Annotated in this window: 17 protein-coding genes; 12 read left to right on the top strand and 5 right to left on the bottom strand. The window is 59.6% G+C overall.

The window, feature by feature from the left end:
- Positions 1–9 precede the first annotated feature (9 nt).
- The 7 genes from pgsA (at position 10) to miaA (ending at position 5,174) form a co-directional block, all read left to right on the top strand.
- Positions 10–621, top strand: a complete 612-nt coding sequence (gene pgsA / locus HMPREF9237_RS04345; RefSeq protein WP_016442519.1) for a CDP-diacylglycerol--glycerol-3-phosphate 3-phosphatidyltransferase — start codon at positions 10–12, stop codon at positions 619–621.
- Positions 618–1,160 (top strand): CinA family protein, encoded by a 543-nt coding sequence (locus HMPREF9237_RS04350; protein ID WP_016442520.1) that lies wholly within the window; start codon positions 618–620, stop codon positions 1,158–1,160. The genes pgsA and HMPREF9237_RS04350 overlap by 4 nt, the downstream gene beginning before the upstream one ends.
- Before the next feature lie 156 nt (positions 1,161–1,316).
- Positions 1,317–1,697, top strand: a complete 381-nt coding sequence (locus tag HMPREF9237_RS04355; RefSeq protein WP_016442521.1) for a helix-turn-helix domain-containing protein — start codon at positions 1,317–1,319, stop codon at positions 1,695–1,697.
- A gap of 185 nt (positions 1,698–1,882) precedes the next feature.
- Positions 1,883–2,119: a DUF3046 domain-containing protein gene (locus HMPREF9237_RS04360; RefSeq protein WP_039898314.1), complete on the top strand. Its 237-nt coding sequence runs from the start codon at positions 1,883–1,885 to the stop codon at positions 2,117–2,119.
- 304 nt (positions 2,120–2,423) lie between these two features.
- Positions 2,424–3,596 (top strand): recombinase RecA, encoded by a 1,173-nt coding sequence (gene recA / locus HMPREF9237_RS04365; protein ID WP_016442523.1) that lies wholly within the window; start codon positions 2,424–2,426, stop codon positions 3,594–3,596.
- Positions 3,597–3,609: 13 nt separating this feature from the next.
- Entirely contained in the window at positions 3,610–4,266 is a 657-nt protein-coding gene (locus HMPREF9237_RS04370) for a regulatory protein RecX (protein WP_016442524.1), read from the top strand.
- Entirely contained in the window at positions 4,263–5,174 is a 912-nt protein-coding gene (gene miaA, locus HMPREF9237_RS04375) for a tRNA (adenosine(37)-N6)-dimethylallyltransferase MiaA (RefSeq protein WP_016442525.1), read from the top strand. The genes HMPREF9237_RS04370 and miaA overlap by 4 nt, the downstream gene beginning before the upstream one ends.
- A 67-nt stretch (positions 5,175–5,241) precedes the next feature.
- Here miaA and HMPREF9237_RS04380 read toward each other — a convergent pair whose 3' ends face one another.
- Positions 5,242–5,841, bottom strand: a complete 600-nt coding sequence (locus HMPREF9237_RS04380) for a class I SAM-dependent methyltransferase (RefSeq protein ID WP_016442526.1) — start codon at positions 5,839–5,841, stop codon at positions 5,242–5,244.
- Positions 5,842–5,948: 107 nt separating this feature from the next.
- Between HMPREF9237_RS04380 and hflX the strand changes: the two genes are divergently transcribed.
- Together hflX and HMPREF9237_RS04390 are read left to right on the top strand one after the other, a co-directional pair.
- Positions 5,949–7,478 carry a GTPase HflX gene (gene hflX / locus HMPREF9237_RS04385; protein ID WP_016442527.1) on the top strand — a complete coding sequence of 510 codons (1,530 nt, stop codon included), beginning with the start codon at positions 5,949–5,951 and terminating at the stop codon, positions 7,476–7,478.
- Positions 7,475–9,415, top strand: a complete 1,941-nt coding sequence (locus HMPREF9237_RS04390; protein ID WP_016442528.1) for an ATP-dependent DNA helicase — start codon at positions 7,475–7,477, stop codon at positions 9,413–9,415. Before hflX ends, HMPREF9237_RS04390 begins: the two co-directional genes overlap by 4 nt.
- Positions 9,416–9,542: 127 nt before the next feature.
- Here the strand turns inward: HMPREF9237_RS04390 and lexA are convergent, their stop codons facing one another.
- Positions 9,543–10,250, bottom strand: a complete 708-nt coding sequence (gene lexA / locus HMPREF9237_RS04395; RefSeq protein WP_016442529.1) for a transcriptional repressor LexA — start codon at positions 10,248–10,250, stop codon at positions 9,543–9,545.
- Positions 10,251–10,433: 183 nt separating this feature from the next.
- Between lexA and HMPREF9237_RS09275 the strand changes: the two genes are divergently transcribed.
- A complete protein-coding gene (locus tag HMPREF9237_RS09275) occupies positions 10,434–11,084 on the top strand; it encodes a LysM peptidoglycan-binding domain-containing protein (protein ID WP_016442530.1) in 651 nt (216 codons plus the stop codon).
- A 102-nt stretch (positions 11,085–11,186) separates the two neighbouring features.
- Positions 11,187–11,690, top strand: a complete 504-nt coding sequence (nrdR, locus tag HMPREF9237_RS04405) for a transcriptional regulator NrdR (protein ID WP_016442531.1) — start codon at positions 11,187–11,189, stop codon at positions 11,688–11,690.
- Positions 11,691–11,800: 110 nt separating this feature from the next.
- Here the strand turns inward: nrdR and HMPREF9237_RS04410 are convergent, their stop codons facing one another.
- Positions 11,801–13,960 carry an AMP-binding protein gene (locus HMPREF9237_RS04410; protein ID WP_016442532.1) on the bottom strand — a complete coding sequence of 720 codons (2,160 nt, stop codon included), beginning with the start codon at positions 13,958–13,960 and terminating at the stop codon, positions 11,801–11,803.
- A gap of 194 nt (positions 13,961–14,154) precedes the next feature.
- Positions 14,155–16,428, bottom strand: a complete 2,274-nt coding sequence (locus tag HMPREF9237_RS04415) for a HelD family protein (protein WP_016442533.1) — start codon at positions 16,426–16,428, stop codon at positions 14,155–14,157.
- A gap of 267 nt (positions 16,429–16,695) precedes the next feature.
- Between HMPREF9237_RS04415 and HMPREF9237_RS04420 the strand changes: the two genes are divergently transcribed.
- Positions 16,696–17,817, top strand: coding sequence for a PAC2 family protein (locus HMPREF9237_RS04420; protein WP_016442534.1), 1,122 nt, complete (start codon positions 16,696–16,698; stop codon positions 17,815–17,817).
- Here the strand turns inward: HMPREF9237_RS04420 and HMPREF9237_RS04425 are convergent.
- Positions 17,814–18,647, bottom strand: a complete 834-nt coding sequence (locus HMPREF9237_RS04425; RefSeq protein ID WP_231366666.1) for a spermidine synthase — start codon at positions 18,645–18,647, stop codon at positions 17,814–17,816. The genes HMPREF9237_RS04420 and HMPREF9237_RS04425 overlap by 4 nt on opposite strands.
- Positions 18,648–18,742 lie beyond the last annotated feature (95 nt).

Consider the following 18,742-nt stretch of genomic DNA (forward strand, 5'->3'; position numbering starts at 1 on the left):
AGTAGGGACATGTCTCACACGAACGCTCCGGAGGCGAGCGAGCCGCCCCTCCTCAATATCGCTAATGCTTTGACGGTCGCCCGTATTATCCTCATCCCAGTTTTTATCTGGGTATTCTGGGAGCCCACCGCTACTCGTAGCTTTTGGGCGTGGGTAGTTTTCGCCGTTGCGGCTTTCACTGACCGCCTCGATGGGCAGCTAGCGCGTTCGCGTGGGCTTATCACCAACTTTGGGAAACTTGCCGATTCGATCGCTGATAAGGGCCTTATAGCGGCAGCTCTCATTATGCTGTCTCTTCATGACCGGCTGTGGTGGTGGGTCACCATCCTCATGATCGCCCGTGAAATTTTCATTACTTTGGTGCGGATGCTCGTGGTGACGAAACAGGTTATGGCAGCTGGATGGATCGGCAAACTCAAGATGTTTGCCCAGTCCATCGGCGCCGGTATCCTCATGCTGCCGTGGATCGCGTGGCTCGGGCACCCGGGCGGAGATATTTTCCAGTGGCTCGGATGGATAACCCTCGGGGTTGCCCTCGTACTTTCGGTGTGGTCCGCGATCGGATATGTCGGTGATGCGGTGCGTATCGCGCGCGGCGGTGGCCAGGGTGCGCGCTCATGATGACGGCGCAGCAAGATGACGCCTCGTGCTTGGCCACACTCACCGAATCTTGCGTGGCAGATTTACGCAAGCGTGGCCTCAGCCTCGCCTGCGCGGAATCTTTAACCGGCGGGCTTCTCACCGCGCAATTCGTCACCGTTCCCGGGGTGTCCGCGGTGCTGCGTGGGGGAGTGGTCAGCTACGCGACCGACCTCAAAGCCAGCATTCTCGGAGTATCCAGCGAGCGTTTGGCCAGTCACGGGCCGGTGGATCGGGACGTGGCGCTCCAGATGGCGCAGGGCGTATGCGCCGTCACCGGAGCTGATATCGGCATGGCCACCACCGGGGTGGCCGGGCCCGGTCCGCATGATGGACACCCTGCGGGAACTGTGTGGATCGCGGTGAGTGCACGTGGAGGCGCGCAGGTGGCGCGCGAACTTCATATTGCCGGGGGGCGTAGCGACGTACGGAGCGGGGCGGTGCGCGGCGCCGTCGAACTTCTTGACGCGTTTTTGCACGACGGCGCAACCGATCAGGGCGCCGAGTCAGCTGTGTCCTGACTAACTCCTGTTCGCTCCCAGTAAATCTTCAGATTCACCTGGCTTAATATTTGTGGAACCTTTTGATGGCCTCGTGCCACGAGCCTGGCACCGGAGGCGATGAAGATGTTTCGCTCTGTGGGGAATAAAAACAGGAAGTAGGCGTTGAGGTTAGTGATGACAATTGATACCCGTACCGGCGTAACCCGGAAGAATGATTTCGTAGTGCGTCCTGAACAGCGCCAACCCGCTCTCCTTCGCGAAGAGATTGGCGAGGTTTTGCGGGCTTACCGGCAACGGCAAGGGCGTACCCTGCGGGAAGTTTCCTCCGATGCACGTGTATCTCTCGGATATCTCTCCGAAGTTGAACGTGGCCAGAAGGAAGCTTCTTCGGAACTCCTCGCTTCGATTTGCCGGGCGCTCAACGTACCCATGAGTCACGTGCTGCGCTTGGTTGCCGATCGGATTGACCTGGTTGAAGGTCGCATCCCGGCTCACCTGCGCGTGCCGGAAAGCCCGGCGGAACTCATGCGTGGGGAATTTTCCACTACAAAGTAATCCCTGTACACCACGTCGCAAACGGCGCGGTCAAGGTGGCGCACCGCTCGCGAAGCGGGGGCCCTCGGAGCTAGTTTCATAGCTTTGGTTTTCCCTTGATACGCGCCGTTATGCTGTGTTGAGCGCTTCTCGCCAGGCGCGCCTTACCCGCGACCCCACAACACATGAAGGAATATAATCCACCGGTGCGTGAATCTGAATTCTGGCTCAATATTGATCGTGCTTTCCCGCATGGGCGTGGGAGAAGTGCAGCCCAAGATCTCGTTCTTTCCGCCCTGGGAGATCGGAGCCCGGCCCAAGCCCTTGAAGCTGGGGAAGATCCGCAACGTATCTGGGATGCCGTGTGCGACACGATGGGATTCCCCGATTACTACCACTACCTCCATCGGCTCAGCCCGGAAGATTTCGCGGCCCACGAGTAGCGGTGCGAGTAACGCGGGTGAAGAACGCCGGGGATTACTCCCACACGTCCCCTTCTAGAGAAGCATGTGCGTGAAGCATTCGCGAGCTGGGTGTGAATGCAGTGGGTGACACACCTGTTCAATGCGGTACCGAACAACCGTTCGTACTAGAATGATCCACAGATCCTCAGGCGTCAGCGTTATCCACAAGATTTTCGCAGCGTCTAAGTATGTCGCAGGCCGGATATACAGTGATCTCGAGCCTCTCGGAGAGGGAGTGTCTCGTCTAGGCCTGATCTGTAGGAAACGTGAGTAAGGATGGGATATGGCCGCAGCTAAAGCTAGTGCCCGCACCAAAACGGTTGGGCGCCCCATGGCGGATGATCGCAAACAGGCAATTGATACCGCTCTGGCGCAAATTGATAAGCAATTCGGTAAGGGATCCGTTATGCGGCTGGGGGACCATGTCCGTCCCCGGGTGGAAGTCATTCCTACCGGATCTATCGCTCTGGATATCGCCCTCGGTATTGGCGGATTGCCGCGCGGGCGCGTGGTAGAAATTTACGGCCCGGAATCTTCGGGTAAAACCACGGTTGCTCTCCATGCTGTTGCCAGTGCGCAGCGCAATGGTGGCATCGCTGCGTTTATCGACGCAGAACACGCACTTGATCCGATCTATGCGCGGGCTCTGGGCGTTGATACGGATTCGCTGATTGTCTCCCAGCCGGATACCGGAGAACAGGGCTTGGAAATTGCCGACATGCTCATCCGCTCCGGCGCGATTGACATCATCGTCATCGATTCCGTGGCAGCCCTTGTTCCCAAGGCGGAAATCGAAGGCGATATGGGTGATTCCCACGTCGGCTTGCAGGCACGCCTCATGAGCCAAGCGCTGCGGAAAATGACCGGTGCACTCTCTGCCTCGGGAACCACCGCCATCTTCATTAACCAGCTGCGTGAAAAAATCGGCGTGATGTTCGGTAACCCGGAAACCACCACCGGCGGAAAAGCGCTCAAGTTCTATGCTTCCGTTCGCATGGATGTGCGGCGCATTGAAACTCTTAAAAACGGTAGCGAGCCGGTGGGGAATCGTTGCCGCGTCAAGATCGTCAAGAACAAGATGGCTCCTCCTTTCAAGCAGGCAGAATTTGACCTCATCTACGGTGAGGGAATTTCCCGGGAGGGAAGCCTTCTCGATGTCGGTGTGGAGTTGAATATTATTCGCAAAGCCGGCGCCTGGTTCACGTATGAGAGTGATCAATTGGGTCAAGGCAAAGAAAAAGCCCGCCAATTCCTTATGGATAATCCGGATTTGCGTGATGAAATTGAGGATAAAATTCTCCGCAAGGCCGGCCTGCGCGAGGACCCGGAAGAAGCTAATACTCGCGAAGCCGAAGCTAAAACCGGAGCTGATGGCACTACTCCGGGATCTGGCGGCGCTAAGCAAGGCGCATCGGCGAAAAGTACCGAGAAAGCCGCGGAAACGGTTGGTTTCTAAGTAGGTGATCGCGATGGCACACTACTCGGATACCGATACAGGCGATGGTCGATCACGCGCTGCTAGCTACGCGCGTCGCGGCGCCCGCTCACAGCGTGGCGTTCGGAAGGGGCGTGATCTCGAGTCCTTGAGTGAAGAAGAACAATTACACCGGGCCCGGGATATTGTCTATCGCCAGCTCGGCATGATGGACCGTTCCCGTTATCAGCTCAGCCAGGCGCTCCACACCCGCCAGGTACCGGAGGTAGTAGCTGAACGGGTACTCCACGAATTTGAAGTTGCCGGCTATATTGACGATGCCAAGTTTGCACGTGTCCTCACTGCGGTTCGCCGGCGTGATAAAAATGCTTCCCGGCGTGCTATTGCAGCTGAGTTGCGCCGCAAAGGCGTAGCCGCGGATCTCGTCGAAGAAACGCTCGCGGAAATTAGTCCCGATGCTGAACTTGATTCCGCGGTGCAGCTAGCCGTGAAGAAGTTGCGTAGCGCCTCCGGGAAACCGGAAACGCTAGCCCAGCGTACGTACGCCATGCTCGCTCGGCGTGGCTTCACAGCCGAGCAATGCGCACAGGCGCTGCGTCAAGCCCGGGCGCTTCTCCTAGACGAAGGCACCGCGGAAGAAACGGGTGATGACGGGTACGGTTACGCGGCCGAAGGTACGGTGGCAGAGTGATTATTGCAGTCGTGGGGCCCACCGCAAGCGGGAAAACATCCGTATCGCTGGAACTCGCAGAATTTTTGGGCGGGCCGGCCAAGGTGGAGATCATCTCCGCCGATGCTATGCAGCTGTATCGCGGCTTAGATATCGGTACCGCTAAGCTTCCGCTCGCGCAGCGGCGCGGAATTCACCATCATCAAATTGATGAGCTGGATATCGCGGAAGAAGCTTCGGTTGCGGCCTATCAAAAGCATGCTCGGCAGGATCTAGCTGCTATCATCGCGGCGGGGAAAATCCCCGTGGTGGTGGGAGGCTCTGGGCTTTACGTATCTGCGCTTCTTGATGAATTGCAGTTCCCCGGGACCGATCCCGCGCTACGTGCTGTGATTACGGAAGAAGCCCGCAGTAATTACCCTCGGCTCTTGCGGGAGCTGGAGGAACGCGATCCGGAGGCGTATGCCACCATCGATACTCGTAATGAACGCCGGGTCATTCGAGCTCTGGAAGTTATTCGGCTAACGGGTAAACCCTATACCCCACGTTTTCCGCGCCACACCTCGCACTATGAGGATGTACATATCTTCGCGATCCACCGCGACATAACTGATCTTCATGCCGCGATTAACGCACGTGTGGATGAGATGATGAGGGAAGGCCTCCTCGAAGAAACCGCGGACTTGTTGCGCCGCGGCTTGCGAGAAGCCCCTACCGCATCGCGGGCCACCGGATACCCTCAGGCCATGGCGATCCTGGACGGTAGCCTCAGCCTCGCTGAAGGAACGGAAGAAATCCGTATCGCTACCCGGAAACTTGCGCGTCGGCAACGCTCGTGGTTCCGGGCCGATCCGCGTCTAACGTGGCTGGAAGCTGATGCGGATACCCCGGTCCAGCTTGCCTCCCGAATCCTCGAGGATCTTGACTGAGGAGGGCGAGGAGTGCCCGTGTCACTACCGGGGTACCTTCTTCGCACCTAGTGGCCAATGCGCATAGCTACCGGCGGACATACAGAACCCGGAATCCCTTGGAGGATCCAATCTTCTCGCACAGATAGCCCTCGCCCGCTATCCAGGTAGCAAGGGAATCCGCACCCAAATTCTTCTGCACAACCAGGTAGGCTTCGCCATCTGAAGCCAGGCGACCCAGCCAGGTAGCAAGCAACTCATGCAAAGCAGCTTTCCCGATCCGAATAGGAGGATTCGACCAGAGCAACCGAATTGATTTCTCTCCCAAACACTCCAGGGCCTCGCCGGGGCTAAGCACGTCGCCACGCAAGCCATTGGTTTCAAGGTTGATACGCGTCAATTCACGAGCCCGCTCATTCACATCCACCCCGATAACGTGAGGAGTTTCAGTGGCCAAAGCCAAGGTGATCGGCCCCCAGCCGCATCCGAGGTCCACTGCGATTTCACCTGGCTCCAACTCCGGTTCGGGCACTTTTCGTAAGAGTACCGCGGTTCCTTTATCGAGGCCGTTGCCGGAAAAGACGCCGTCGTCGACCGTAACGGAATAGTCCCGCCCGCGGATCGTTACCTCCATGGTGCGGGTATTGCTCGCGGTATCCGGGTGCTCTGAAAAGTAGTGCGAAGTCATAACACCAGCTTAAACGAGCCGCGGAGAGGAAGAAAATCGCAAGAAGCGCCGCAGAACACGCATATGCGCCAGGTTACCGGTAGGAAACTTCGGCACAACGTGAGAAAATGAGAGTCCATACGAAGGAGAACGTGGCCATTAGCAACGAAGTACATGAACACGAGCACCACGTCGGTGATGTTGATATCTCTACCCGCCGCGGCACGGTGCTCCAAGCCGATACCGTATGGCAAGCGAGTACGGACAGTATCCACCGCGACCACATCGGCTTTCAGGAAGTGGAAGGCCTAGCCCGCGGTATCGAACGCGAACAAGGTATCGATGTCGAATATCGTCAGGTTCGCCTGGAACGAGTCATCCTTGTGGGAGTTTTCGCTGATGACCGTCCCCGGGCCGAAGAATCCCTCCGTGAACTCGCGGCACTAGCTGATACGGCCGGCTCAACGGTACTCGCCGGGGTTATCCAGCGCCGTGCGCTTCCCGACCGTGCTACCTACCTCGGGGCGGGAAAAGCCCGAGAACTCGCCGCGATGGTGGAGGCTCAAGAAGCTGATACCGTCATTGTTGATACTGAGCTGGCGCCTTCTCAGCGGCGTGCCCTCGAAGATATCGTCAACGTTAAGGTTATTGATCGTACCGCGCTCATCCTTGACATTTTTGCGCGGCATGCCCAATCGAAGGAAGGTAAAGCTCAGGTCGAGCTCGCACAGCTGGAATATCTCCTCCCGCGGTTGCGCGGTTGGGGTGAATCGATGTCACGCCAGGCCGGTGGGCAGGTGGCCGGCGGTGCAGGAATCGGATCGCGCGGCCCAGGTGAAACTCAGCTGGAATTAGATCGACGCCGCATCCGGCAACGCATGGCAAAACTCCGGCGTGATATCAAAAAGATGGCACCGGCCCGCTCCACTCGGCGTGCCGAACGGCGCCGTACCGGTATCCCCTCCGTGGTGGTGGTTGGTTACACGAACGCCGGGAAATCCTCGCTGCTCAACCGGCTTACCGGGGCGAATGTTCTGGTGGAAAATGCCCTCTTCGCCACTCTTGACCCGACTGTACGTAAAGCTATTACCCCGGAAGGGCGCGAATTTACGCTTTCAGATACGGTGGGATTTGTGCGTAATCTTCCCACCCAGTTGGTCGAAGCTTTCCGCTCCACCCTTGAGGAAGTGGACGGGGCGGATGTCCTCCTCCACGTGGTCGATGCCTCCAATGCGGATCCGGTCGCCCAGGTCACCGCCGTACATGACGTGCTCGCGGATGTGCCCGGTGCCCGTGATATCCCGGAGATTATTGTGCTCTCCAAAGCCGATATTGCTGATCCGGTAGATCTGACCGCACTGCGTTCACGCTACCCGTCCGCTATTGCGGTTTCTTCCCATAGCGGGGTGGGTATCGATGAGTTGCTTGCGCGCATCGAAGAAGAACTGCCCCACCCCAATATTGAAATTGATGCCATTATTCCTTTCGAGCGTGGAGATCTCGTCTCGCGGATTCTGGAAGAGGGCGAACTTTTGGACGAGCTCGAGTATCTGCCAACCGGCACTCGTATCCACGCCCGGGTGCGCGCCAATATTGCTGGGCAGATCGACACCCGCTGGGGTGTCCAAACAGAGGTGTCCAGCAGGATGCGGGCATGAGGAAAGAACTGACCGAGATCCTCGAGCTGGTGGTCGCGGATCTCGGGGGAGCGGTCCGCGAGGGGCAGAATCGTATGGTCGAGGAGACCGCTACCGCTCTGGAGGACTCCTCCCACGTGCTGATTCAAGCCGGGACAGGCACTGGGAAATCTATTGGTTACCTGGTGCCGCTCATGGAATGGTCGGTGCGGACCGGTCAGCGTGCTGCCGTCTCCACCGCGACCCTTGCTTTGCAGCGCCAAATCGTGGGGCAGGACGCGCCGCGTGTGGCGCGGGCCGTCAGCGCGGTAACCGGTCATGAACCGCATATTGCCCTGCTCAAAGGCTGGAATAACTACGTGTGTTTGCGCAAGGTCCACGGCGGTTATCCCGAAGATGATGCGCTTGTCAGCCGCGCCGAAGGTGAATATGGCGCGAGCGCAACCGGTGAAGAAGTCAAGCGCTTGCGTGAATGGGCCGCGGAAACCGAGACCGGGGACCGTGATGACCTTGTCCCCGGGGTATCCGAGCGGGCCTGGCGCCAGGTGTCCTTGAGTAAACCCGAATGTGTGGGGGTGAAGTGCCCGCTGCGTGACGTGTGTTTTCCGGTGCGGGCGCGCACCGAAGCCGCCGAGGCGGATATTGTTATCACGAACCACGCCATGCTGGGCGTGCATAGTTCTGGCACCCCGGTACTCCCGGACGTGGATGCTTTCGTTGTAGACGAGGCTCATGATCTCGCCGACCGTGTCACGAGCCAACTCACGTTTGCGCTCTCGCATGGCGAAATCTCGGGATTGGCGCGCTTGCTGCGCCGCGAAAAAATCTTGCCCGAGGGGATCGAACGGGCCCGTGACGGCGTCGTCGCCATTATGGATGAACTGGAGGAAGGGCGCCTCACGTGCCTTCCCGCGCCCCTGCAGGACGCTCTCATGCTGCTGTTGCGTGAATTGCAGCTGGTGGAGAACGACGTCGCAGCTTTGCCCGGCAGTACCGAATCAGATGCCGCGACGAAAGCCGTGGTACGTCATCGGCTCTCTACCTGCGTCGATATGGTAAGCGCCATGGTGAGTGAGGAGGTGGCAGCCGGCGCTTTGGTCGTGTGGCTTTCCCACGATCTGGAGGGGCGTTCGAGTCTGTGCGCGGCGCCTCTCGATGTGTCCGCGCCGTTGGCGGATACGCTTTTCGAGGCCCGCCCCGCGATCCTTACTTCCGCAACGCTCGCCATCGGTGGGCGTTTTGACCTGGCCGCGCGTCAGATCGGTTTTTCTTATCCGAGCCAGGGACCGTGGCGGGGAATCGACGTCGGATCGCCATTCACCTACCATCAGCAGGGCATTCTCTATATTGCGCGCCACCTGCCCGTCCCGGGGAAGGAGGGGTACGGGGAGGAAACTCTGCGTGAACTCGTCGAATTGATCGAGGCTTCGGAGGGCGGGGCGCTGTGCCTTTTCACTTCCCGGAAGGCCGCAAACGAGGCTGCGGCTTTCGCTCGCGATCACCTCGATGTACCTATTTTGGCGCAGGGCGAAGACCAGCTGCCCACCCTCGTCAAAGATTTCGCCGCGGATCCCCACGCTTCGCTTTTTGGGACGCTTTCGCTGTGGCAGGGTGTGGATGTTCCCGGTTTGACGTGCCGCTTGGTGACCATTGACCGGATTCCGTTCCCGCGCCCCAATGATGCGCTGGTGCAAGCGCGTTCACGCCGGGCTCACGAGCGCGGATATAACGGCTTCATGGAAGTGTCCGCGGCGCATGCTGCTCTATTACTCGCGCAGGGGGCCGGGCGCCTCATCCGCAGTGAGGGTGACCGGGGTGTGGTGGCGATTCTAGATCCGCGGCTTGTTACCGCGCGTTACGGTGGGTTCTTGCGTGCCTCCCTTCCACATATGTGGGGAACGGACGACGGTGCCGTGGTGCGTGCGGCCCTGGGGCGGCTCGCGGCTCAAGTCAAGTAGCGTTCCTAGCTGGATGGTAACCCAGCGTGGGCAGTGGGCAGCGGGCTTATGGTACGACGACGCGCCCTCGCTCGGTACGGGGTTTGCCAATCGTGGTGCTCCGGTGGCTCCCCGAAACCGGGGTTGGCTAGAGGGTGCGCAGTACCATAACAACGCGCCCGAGTACTTCGCTATCATCAGCGGGAATGGGGGAGTAGGCGGGGTTACAAGGAAGTAGCGTAACGTGGCCATCGCGGCGTTGGAGAACTTTTACCGTGGCCTCGCCATCGATCATGGCGGCAACGATTTCCCCGTTTTCAGCGGTGGGTTGGCGGCGCACCACCACCCAATCCCCATCGCAAATCGCGGCATCAATCATCGATTCGCCCTGGACTTTCAGGGTGAAAAGCTCACCAGTTCCCGTCAATTGGCGCGGTAACGGGAAGACATCTTCGATGAGCTCTTCAGCCAGAATCGGAGCGCCAGCCGCGATCTTCCCGACAACTGGCACATTAATTGCTTCACTAATATCTACCGGGAGGTCAGATTCTAAGCTGGTTCGGTCCGGTTCGCCCACCGGAAGTAGCCCGCTTCCCCACTCGGAATCACCGCGGGAGCGGCGTGCGTGGGCGAGCCCGGCATCTGTGAGCTCAATCATGCGCGGCCGGCGCGGATTGCGGGAGATATAGCCCTTTTCCTCAAGTGCATCGAGTTGGTATTTCACTGAAGAAGGGGAGGACATACCCACTTCTTCACCAATTTCCCGCACCGTTGGCGGGACACGGTGGGTGACGATTCCGTCAATCACAACGTCCAGTATCTCTGCCTGGCGAGCCGTGAGCTGAGGATGATCCATATGCACTCCCGAGCGTTCGTGCCGAATTTTTTGTCGTAAGGGCGGGTTTGAATAGTTCTACGACGGCGGGGTTCGGAGCGTAACCGAACCACACGGAATCGAACGAACGTTCTAGACAAACCCTTGCTGTCGTACTAGTCTAACATACAGATGTTCGGCGAACGAATGTTCGAGGAGTGAAAAATGAGTGTCGCATACCAGGAGATAACGCGGGAAACTAGCCGTGCTCACACCAGCCGGCGGCACCCGAAACTGCGGGTAGTGGGTGAGCAGTCCGCGGCCGTGCACAGTAAGCCGTGCGGGGAAGAAGTTCGCCACGGGGATGTTCGCGGGGGAGCTTCGGTCACCGCGCTACGGGTAGCTGGCGCACGCCGGCGCTGGAACACTCCGGCTCTGGGTGCGGTGCGCCGCCCGGTGGTCGTTGCGCCACGGTCGGTTGTGCGATCGGCGGCGGGTGCGGCAGCCCGATCCGCTAGTCATATAGCTACTCGAGGGGAAGCCTCATCTGCTACTCGGGTAGCGGCTCAGGCGTCGGTACCTTCGCGCGCCGCTTCAGCTTCGTTGGATGGAATCGTGCGGATGGGTGTACGGGTAGCGCTGACCATTGCTGTCACTCTTCTCCTGGCCAGTTTTGCCATGATCGTAGGGACCACTTTCCTGGAAACAGGAATGGCAACCGTAACAGTGCAAGGCGGGGATACCTTGGCGAGTATTGCCGCCAGCATCCCGGGTGTTCCGGATATTTCCACCGGGGTGGCGGATATTGTCAATCTCAATGGGCTCGTTTCTCATGATCTGGTTCCCGGCCAGGTGCTTGAGATTCCGGGTTATTAGTCATGAGGTACCGGTTGGGCATAGACCGCCCGGATGGTACGGGTGATACCTATGGGACTACCATAGTTATGCGGTTGGCGCATTATAGCTGAGCCATTTAGAATGATTAATGTGCATTGCCCATTTTGTCGCAACCCTGATTCACGGGTGATTGATTCTCGTACCGCTGATGATGGCCTGTCCATTCGCCGTCGTCGTGAATGCCCGAACTGCCATCGGCGCTTTTCCACGCTGGAAACAGCTAGCCTTGTGGTCGTCAAGCGTTCGGGTGCTACCGAACCTTTCTCACGTCAAAAAATTATTAACGGGGTGGGGAAGGCGTGCCAGGGGCGTCCGGTTACCGAAGACCAACTGGCATTGCTCGGAGCCCAGGTGGAAGAAAAAGTCCGCTCCTCGGGCAGCTCGCAGATTGATGCGCATGATATAGGCCTCGCTATTCTCGAACCGCTCAAGGCTCTTGACCTAGTTGCGTACCTTCGCTTCGCATCGGTCTACTCAAATTACGATTCCATTGACGATTTCGAGCGGGCCATCGCAGATCTCCGCCAGGATCCGGATGTTCCGGTTGCATCAGAATCACCGGATTTCTCGAAACCTCAGTCCTGAGGGAGCAACACGCGGAAAACTGCGTGAATGCTGTGCACCGCCGGAGGTCAGCGTGCTATGCGGCGTCGTTATGAAAACGATGCCGCACGCGGAGACACAATGCTAGGGGCCTAACTCTCAGCGTTCTCCGGGTTTTCCCTATTTCGTGATACGGCGGTGTTCTCCATGTCTGGGCGAGTAGCACCATCGGTGCTTCCCTCAGGATTGGTCTGGTCATTGCGGCCGGTTCCGTTATCTCCTACGGCAGGTGTCATGGATCGCGTGGCACCTGCAACTAGATCGTGGCTGGACCGTACTACCCAGGTGGCAAAAGATTCTAAAGTAGCCCCGGCAGAACGCACGAAAGTGGCAATCGTTTCCTGGCTGGGGGCAGTCTTATCCACCCACTGGCGTACCGCACCGCCACTTTCCGTAGCAGACTTCGTGACGCTGGAGGCCCAGCTTTGAATTTGATCGACAGTCAGATTATAGGTGGCCTCCAACCCGGCCAATACACGCTCGAAAGTTTCACGGGTCATATCACCTACCGCGGCAGTGGCGCTTCCGGCAACTGCGCCGGCTTTTTTCACCCACACCCCGGCCGTCAGTTCGAAATTATCCAGCTGTTCGCGCACCGAGCGGCGCATTACCTTCCCTAACTGGGAGGTGGGAAGGGCATCAAAAAGAGCAATGGACGAGGGCATAGCGTAATGCGCAAGCTTGCCTTCGGCCCAGCGGCGCACCGCCGCCAGATCAACCGTGGACCCCGGCTCTAAAACGAGAGCTGCTACCACGGATTCGCCACGTTCCGCGGCGGGGATCCCCACAACTGCCACGTCGCGGATCTCTGGCATTTCTCGCAGGACATCCTCCACCTCGGAAGGATAAATATTGAAACCGGAGGAATTAATCATCTCCTTCGCGCGATCTGCCATAACGATGAAAGGCCCATCCCAGCGCCCCAAGTCACCGGTGCGCAGCCAGTCTCCGAACAACGCCTGCGCGGTTTCCTCTGCTTCACCCAGGTACCCAGCAAAAACTTGCGGGCCGCGCACCAAGATTTCCCCCACATCCTCGGCATCTTCCGCCAAATTATCGGGATTGGCGATGCGTACCTCGGTACCGGGGAAAGGAACGCCTAGGGTGGAGGGGCGCCGATCCTGGCTCATCGGAGATCCAGAAACCACCGGAGACGATTCCGTCATCCCGTACCCCTCGATAAGGAAACCTCCGGTGCGCTCTTCCCAGCGGCGCGCCACCTCCTCCGGCAGCGCCATCGCGCCGGACACCCCGAAACGAATCGAGGACAGATCAATAGTTTCCCCGGCGGATTCCCGCTTTTCCACCTCGGCAAGAATACGGGAGAACATGGGTGTTACCCCGGGTAGCACGGTGATGGGGCGCCGCTTCTGGGCAGCCAGCAAGGACTGAATATCGAAATTCGGCAAGAAAATAGCGGTCGCAGCCAGATCAAGGCCGCACATCATCATGAGGGTAAAGCCGAATGCATGGAAGAGGGGCAGTACCCCAGCAATCACCTCGTGATGATCAGCTTCAAAAGGCACCCAAGCAATGATCTGCTTGCGGTTGGACACCAAATTCCGGTGCGTGAGCATCACAGCTTTCGGCTTGCCGGTAGTACCCCCGGTGAACATATACAGCGCCACGTCGTGCGCCTGCGGTTTACGGAAGGTAGCGAGATCCATAGGAACCGCTTTCCGCCACTCCCGATCAAAAGACGCCACGTGAGCCGGAACACTCCCGCGCAAGCGAGCACGCTGGGTGCGAGCCTGCGCCACCGGAAGCTTGAGAAGCATCCGAGAGGTCAGCGGTAAATCTCGGGAGAGGTCCACTGCGAAATAGTGGCGCGGGTCGTGGGGATCTGGTGCCAACGTGGCAATGGTCTTCTCCCATGCGATAACAACTCGCGCATCAACCATCGCAATTTGGCGGCGCAATTCTGGTTGCGGAGCTAGCGGATTCATCTCCGCGACGGTTGCGCCCGTCAGGATCGCACCCCACAGGGCATACATATGTTGGGGGCAATTTGGCAAGGCCACGGCAACGGTATCCCCGCGCTGCACCCCCAAACTGCGCAGGAGAGTGGCAACACGGCAGGACCGCTCAACAAGTTCACGGTAACTCGTTGTTGCCCCGAGGAAATCTAAGGCTACCCGATTGGGATAGCGTGCGGCCGCGCGCAGGAGCGACTCTTCTAAAGTTTCCTCGTCCACCGTGATATCGGAAGGCACCCACTCCGGATAAATATCCAGCCAAGGTTTCACGGTCATTCGTACTCCTTCACCCACCCGAACAGCGGCCTCATGGCATTGACTAATCAATCATAGTGGTAATAATTGCGAACTGCGGTACGCGTAGCTACGGTACGCGTAGCTTCGCGTACGCGTAACCACGGCACGCGAAGCCGCGACGTGACGGCCCGAAGCCCACGCACTCTGAACCGCAGCGCAAGGGGCGCGCGGTCTTAGGAACCAACACCCGCGGCGCTCGCGGTGAGCCCGGCCGGGAGCGCGCCTTCAGAAACCACGTGGAGAAGCTGGGTGGGGCGCGTCATCGCCACGTAAATATTGCCCGGTCCTTCGGCCAAAATCTCACTTGGCTCCACGAGCACGACAGCGTCAAATTCCAAGCCCTTGGACTGCACTGCCGTGAGAACTTGTATCCGGGCCGTGACATCACGACCGGTGACGTCTACAGTCCATCCGGCCAGTTCCGGAGCTGTCGCGATAGCGGCCGCTACCCGAGCTACTCGAGTCTCCGGCACGATCACGCCGAGGGTACCGGCCTGCCCGTAACGTGCATCCAAGCGTTCGCACACCTGCGCCGTCGCCCTAATAATGCCCGTGGTAAGAGTTCCGGGTGCGCAGCGCTCGGCGATCTCCACGGCGCCACCCTCGGTACGGGCCGCACGCACGGGGCGCACCATGACCCCGGCCGCGCGCTGCACCGCCCCGGCGGTATCCAAAATAACGGCCGGTGTTCGGTAGGACACCGTGAGTTCTTCTACGCGCACTCGATCAGCTAGGCGGCCCAGCAACCCCTCCCAGCCGGTTCGTGGTGAACCATCCGGGCGTTGGTCAAGGTCACCGACCACCGTCATGGAACGGGAAGGATTACGCCGGATGAGCATTTCCCACTGCATGGGGGAGAGCTCTTGGGCTTCATCGACCACTACGTGACCGTAGGTCCAGGTCCGATCCGCGGCGGCACGCTCGGCTAGTGAGGTACCGTCCCCGCGTCCACCCATCCGTTCGGCTAGCAGCTCTGCACTCACGATCCCCCCGCCCACGCCCAGCGCCTCCATTGTTTCTCCGGCATAGCTGAGTCGATTGTGTTCGGCCGCATCGCGTGCCGCCCGGGCGTGGCGTTCCGCATCGGTGGCAAAAGATCCGAGAACTTCAGCGAATTCATCGATGAGGGCAATATCGGCGATGGTCATGCCATGCCCGACCGGACGCTGCAACGCGGCTCGTTCCGTAGCATTGAGCTCGGGCGCCACCTCGGCAAGAAGATATGGTTTGGTGAGCAAGCGCTCCAGCAGTGCCACCGCGGAGGACGGCATCCAGCGCAAATTAATCTCACGGCGCGCGTCAATACTCTCCGCTACATCCGCAATAATCCACGGGTTTTCCGAAAGCTCAACGTCCTGACCCTCGGCCACCTGGCGGGCCAACACATCGACGAGGTATTTCGCGTAAGTATCGCGGGCTTCGTTATGACGCTTACCTGTCCGGCGGGCCCGGCGCTGCGCATTCTCCACATCCTGCGGTGTCAAACGCACATCAACCCCGCTGATGCGCATCCGCACGGCCTTGCGCAACGGACGCTCGAGGAGGGTGCGCACCGCCCGCGGGGCGATAGTACGCCACACTAGGCGGCCCTTAATCTCCGCGGCGGGGGCAGTATCGACGGCGCTTACCGTCACCCCGGGCACCAGCCCGGCAATCGTCGTCGATACGACATCAGATTCTCCCAGTGACGGTAACACCTGATCGATATAGCGCAAAAAGACTGGCGAGGGGCCCACAATGAGCACGCCAGAACGCGCCAGGCGCTCGCGATGGGTATACAGAAGGTAAGCAGCGCGATGGAGGGCCACCGCTGTTTTCCCGGTCCCCGGCCCGCCCTGGACCACCAGCACATTATTAGAATCGGCGCGAATAATACTGTCTTGTTCGGCCTGAATCGTCGCGACGATATCGTTCATTTTCCCGTCGCGCGCCGCATTCATCGCCGCCATGAGGGCGCCCTCGCCCGTCAGATTGAGATCTGAGGAGGCACGCGAAGAGTCAAGAAGCTCATCTTCCACTCCGGTGACCGTGCGCAGGCGGGTCTGAATATGGCGGCGGCGCCGCACCTTTCCCGGATGTGCGGCGGTCGCCCGATAAAACGGTTCGGATTGCGGGGCACGCCAATCCAGGAGCAAGATCTCTCCGCTTTCGTCCTTTAAACCGATCCGCCCGATATGATCCGTTTCACCCTCGCGGGTATCGAGCCGGCCGAGAACCAGCCGGTTTTCGACTCGCCGCAAGCGGGTGAGATTATCTTCGTAATGGGTGGCGAAAGAGTCTCGCTCGGTCATCTCACCGGCGCTTTCCTGACCGCTCTGGCTGCGAACCGCAGCCAAGCGCTGGGCATAGGCTTCACGCTGGCGATCAAGGGCACGGTACGCAGTATCCACGAAAAGCTGTTCTTCCCGTATTGCGTCCTCGCGCGCGCTATGAGGATCGTTGACCACGAGCGGCTCCTCCTGATGACCGAACATAATCGGGTGGTGTCCTGGAAAAAAGTAACAATCAATTATGACGGAAAACGCCGGGGCGCGCTATAGTGCGGTGACGGGAACGACAGTGATCAGCCGGTGGCGAATACCGGAACCGTGTTCGGTTACGTCTCGTTGTAGAGATTGCCGTTATTGAAGTACGACGGCGCCCGGCGCGCTCGGCCGGGCCGGTAGTCTAGGCTGGAGGGGAAGCTAGCGAGCTGGAGAGGGAGGAGGATCACGGTGAATTATTTCGTTTACCCCTGTGAGGGGGAACAGGAAGATTCCTGGGCGAGCGGGGAGCGTTGTGAAAGCGTCGTCGTTCATCTCACCGATCCCATCAATGACATTGGTTCGGTTTCAGAACTCATTGCCTCGCAGCTCTACACCCTAGAGCTCAGCCCGGTGGCTGATATAAATGTGGACGGGCTGGTTGATTATCGGGCGCAGCGCCCGCGGGTGCACTATCTCAACGGTGCGCTGGAAGACATTGCCATCCCGGCGCTCGGGCTGTTCCACGCCAAAGATATCGAGGGCACCTCTTTCTTACTTCTGCTCGGTACCGAACCAGATTTTTGCTGGCAGGGGCTCAACTCTGAGCTCATGGCGGTTTTCGCACAGCTGGGAGTGAAGCGGCTCTACCGGGCCGGATCGGTGGCCGGGGCACTACCCCATACCCGCCAGCCGGATATGCTCATCCGCACCCGCAATGCCGATCCGGTGGCTCCCGCCCTGGAAGCTGACGTGTGGTATCCGGCGTCCTTCTCAGATTTTTTGGAATACAGTCTCGGGCAGATGGGAGTGGCGACCTTCTCTGTGACGGTGCGGGTGCCCATGTATATTGCCGGGCACCATTACGCGGCCGGGGCAGCCAGCGCGCTCTCCATGCTCGCGAAAACGGCCGGGCTGAGCCTGCCGCTGGGAGACTTGGAAGCCAGTGCCGCCGAAGAATCCGAGCAACTTGCCCAACTCACCGAACATAATGAGCAGCTCGCGGAAATCGTAGCTGCCCTGGAAGCCGAATATGATCGCGCGGAAGGGCATCCGGGTCTTATCCAGGCCCCGCAGCACAGTCTCACCGTTCCCAGTGCCGATGAAATTGGGCGTGCGGCGGAAAGTTTCCTCGCCCGAGTGGATGCCTCAATGGTCAAGCGCAAGGAGCACGCCGATAACGAGCAGGCGCAACTGACGGAACGCCTGAAAAATATGCGGGCTGCGTGGCAGCATGCCAGTAGTGGGCACCGGTCCGGCGCCGAAGCACATACTGAGGCCGAGCCGCGTACGGCAGGCGAGCCGGATGCCCACGGCCAGGAAGACGGGGGCCCGGCGCCTCAGCGCCCGCGCGGTCGGCACGCCGCGGACTAGTCTTCGGGCAGGGGAGCGCCTGCGGGTAAGTAGCCGATGTCGGCATCCCGCTCGAGGATGGCGCCGCGAGCCCGCCGGCGTAAATCCGCCCGTCCCACCATGCGCGCGGGCAGTGGGAGGCGGCGAACCAGTCGCTCGATCTGCGCGAAAGCGAATTCTCGCTGGGAGGCAGCCAATACGATATTGCCGAAGCGACGCCCGCGCAGCACCGCCGGATCCATAATCGCTAGCACATACTCGAAATGCTCGAGGAGAGCCCGTGATTCATTCGCGAAGCGGGTCAGGCCGGTGGAGGCCACCGAGTTGAGGAGATACACACCGTCGGGTTGCAGAACTTCGGCGACTCGCGCAGCGGCGTCGCCGGTACGTAAATGGGACGGAACATCACGGTCAGCAAAAGCATCGCGCACCACCACGTCCCAGCGCGCCGCCGTGGTGTCCAGGGTGACGCGCGCATCCTGTACCCGGATACGCAAACGCGGGGACGGGGGCAGATCGAACCATTCGCGTGCGTAGGTGGCGAGTTTACCGTCAATTTCCGCTGCGAGTTGGCGTGAGCCGGGCCGAGCGGCATCCAGGGCACGTGGAAAAGCGCATCCGGCTGCCCCCAGGTGGAGAACTCGCAGCGGCTGGAGCTTGGGATACATGGCTTCGAGAATGCACCTAAACTGTTGCATATACTCGAATTCTAGATACGTGGGATCGTCAAGATCCAAGGCGGAGGATTCCACCCCATCCAGATAGAGGGTCACGAGGGAAGGGCGATCCGAGCGCCGATCCAGTTCGGCGAGGGCGTAATCAGTTCGCACGGGTTCGGTAGGCACACTCACAGCTCCAGCCTAATGGAGAGCGCACCGTAACGAGGGGAACTCGGAAAACGAAACCGCGCGTGAGGATACGCGAGCGTAACCTGGCGAACGGAAAC

The sequence above is a fragment of the Actinotignum schaalii FB123-CNA-2 genome, assembly GCF_000411135.1.
Lineage (GTDB): Bacteria > Actinomycetota > Actinomycetes > Actinomycetales > Actinomycetaceae > Actinotignum > Actinotignum schaalii_A.

Coding starts and splice junctions, on each gene's coding strand:
- nrdR (WP_016442531.1), top strand. CDS start 11,187: ATGATTAATGTGCATTGCCCATTTTGTCGCAACCCTGATTCACGGGTG.
- HMPREF9237_RS04390 (WP_016442528.1), top strand. CDS start 7,475: ATGAGGAAAGAACTGACCGAGATCCTCGAGCTGGTGGTCGCGGATCTC.
- pgsA (WP_016442519.1), top strand. CDS start 10: ATGTCTCACACGAACGCTCCGGAGGCGAGCGAGCCGCCCCTCCTCAAT.
- HMPREF9237_RS04355 (WP_016442521.1), top strand. CDS start 1,317: ATGACAATTGATACCCGTACCGGCGTAACCCGGAAGAATGATTTCGTA.
- lexA (WP_016442529.1), bottom strand. CDS start 10,250: ATGGATCATCCTCAGCTCACGGCTCGCCAGGCAGAGATACTGGACGTT.
- HMPREF9237_RS04410 (WP_016442532.1), bottom strand. CDS start 13,960: ATGACCGTGAAACCTTGGCTGGATATTTATCCGGAGTGGGTGCCTTCC.
- HMPREF9237_RS04370 (WP_016442524.1), top strand. CDS start 3,610: ATGGCACACTACTCGGATACCGATACAGGCGATGGTCGATCACGCGCT.
- HMPREF9237_RS09275 (WP_016442530.1), top strand. CDS start 10,434: ATGAGTGTCGCATACCAGGAGATAACGCGGGAAACTAGCCGTGCTCAC.
- hflX (WP_016442527.1), top strand. CDS start 5,949: ATGAGAGTCCATACGAAGGAGAACGTGGCCATTAGCAACGAAGTACAT.
- recA (WP_016442523.1), top strand. CDS start 2,424: ATGGCCGCAGCTAAAGCTAGTGCCCGCACCAAAACGGTTGGGCGCCCC.
- HMPREF9237_RS04350 (WP_016442520.1), top strand. CDS start 618: ATGATGACGGCGCAGCAAGATGACGCCTCGTGCTTGGCCACACTCACC.
- HMPREF9237_RS04380 (WP_016442526.1), bottom strand. CDS start 5,841: ATGACTTCGCACTACTTTTCAGAGCACCCGGATACCGCGAGCAATACC.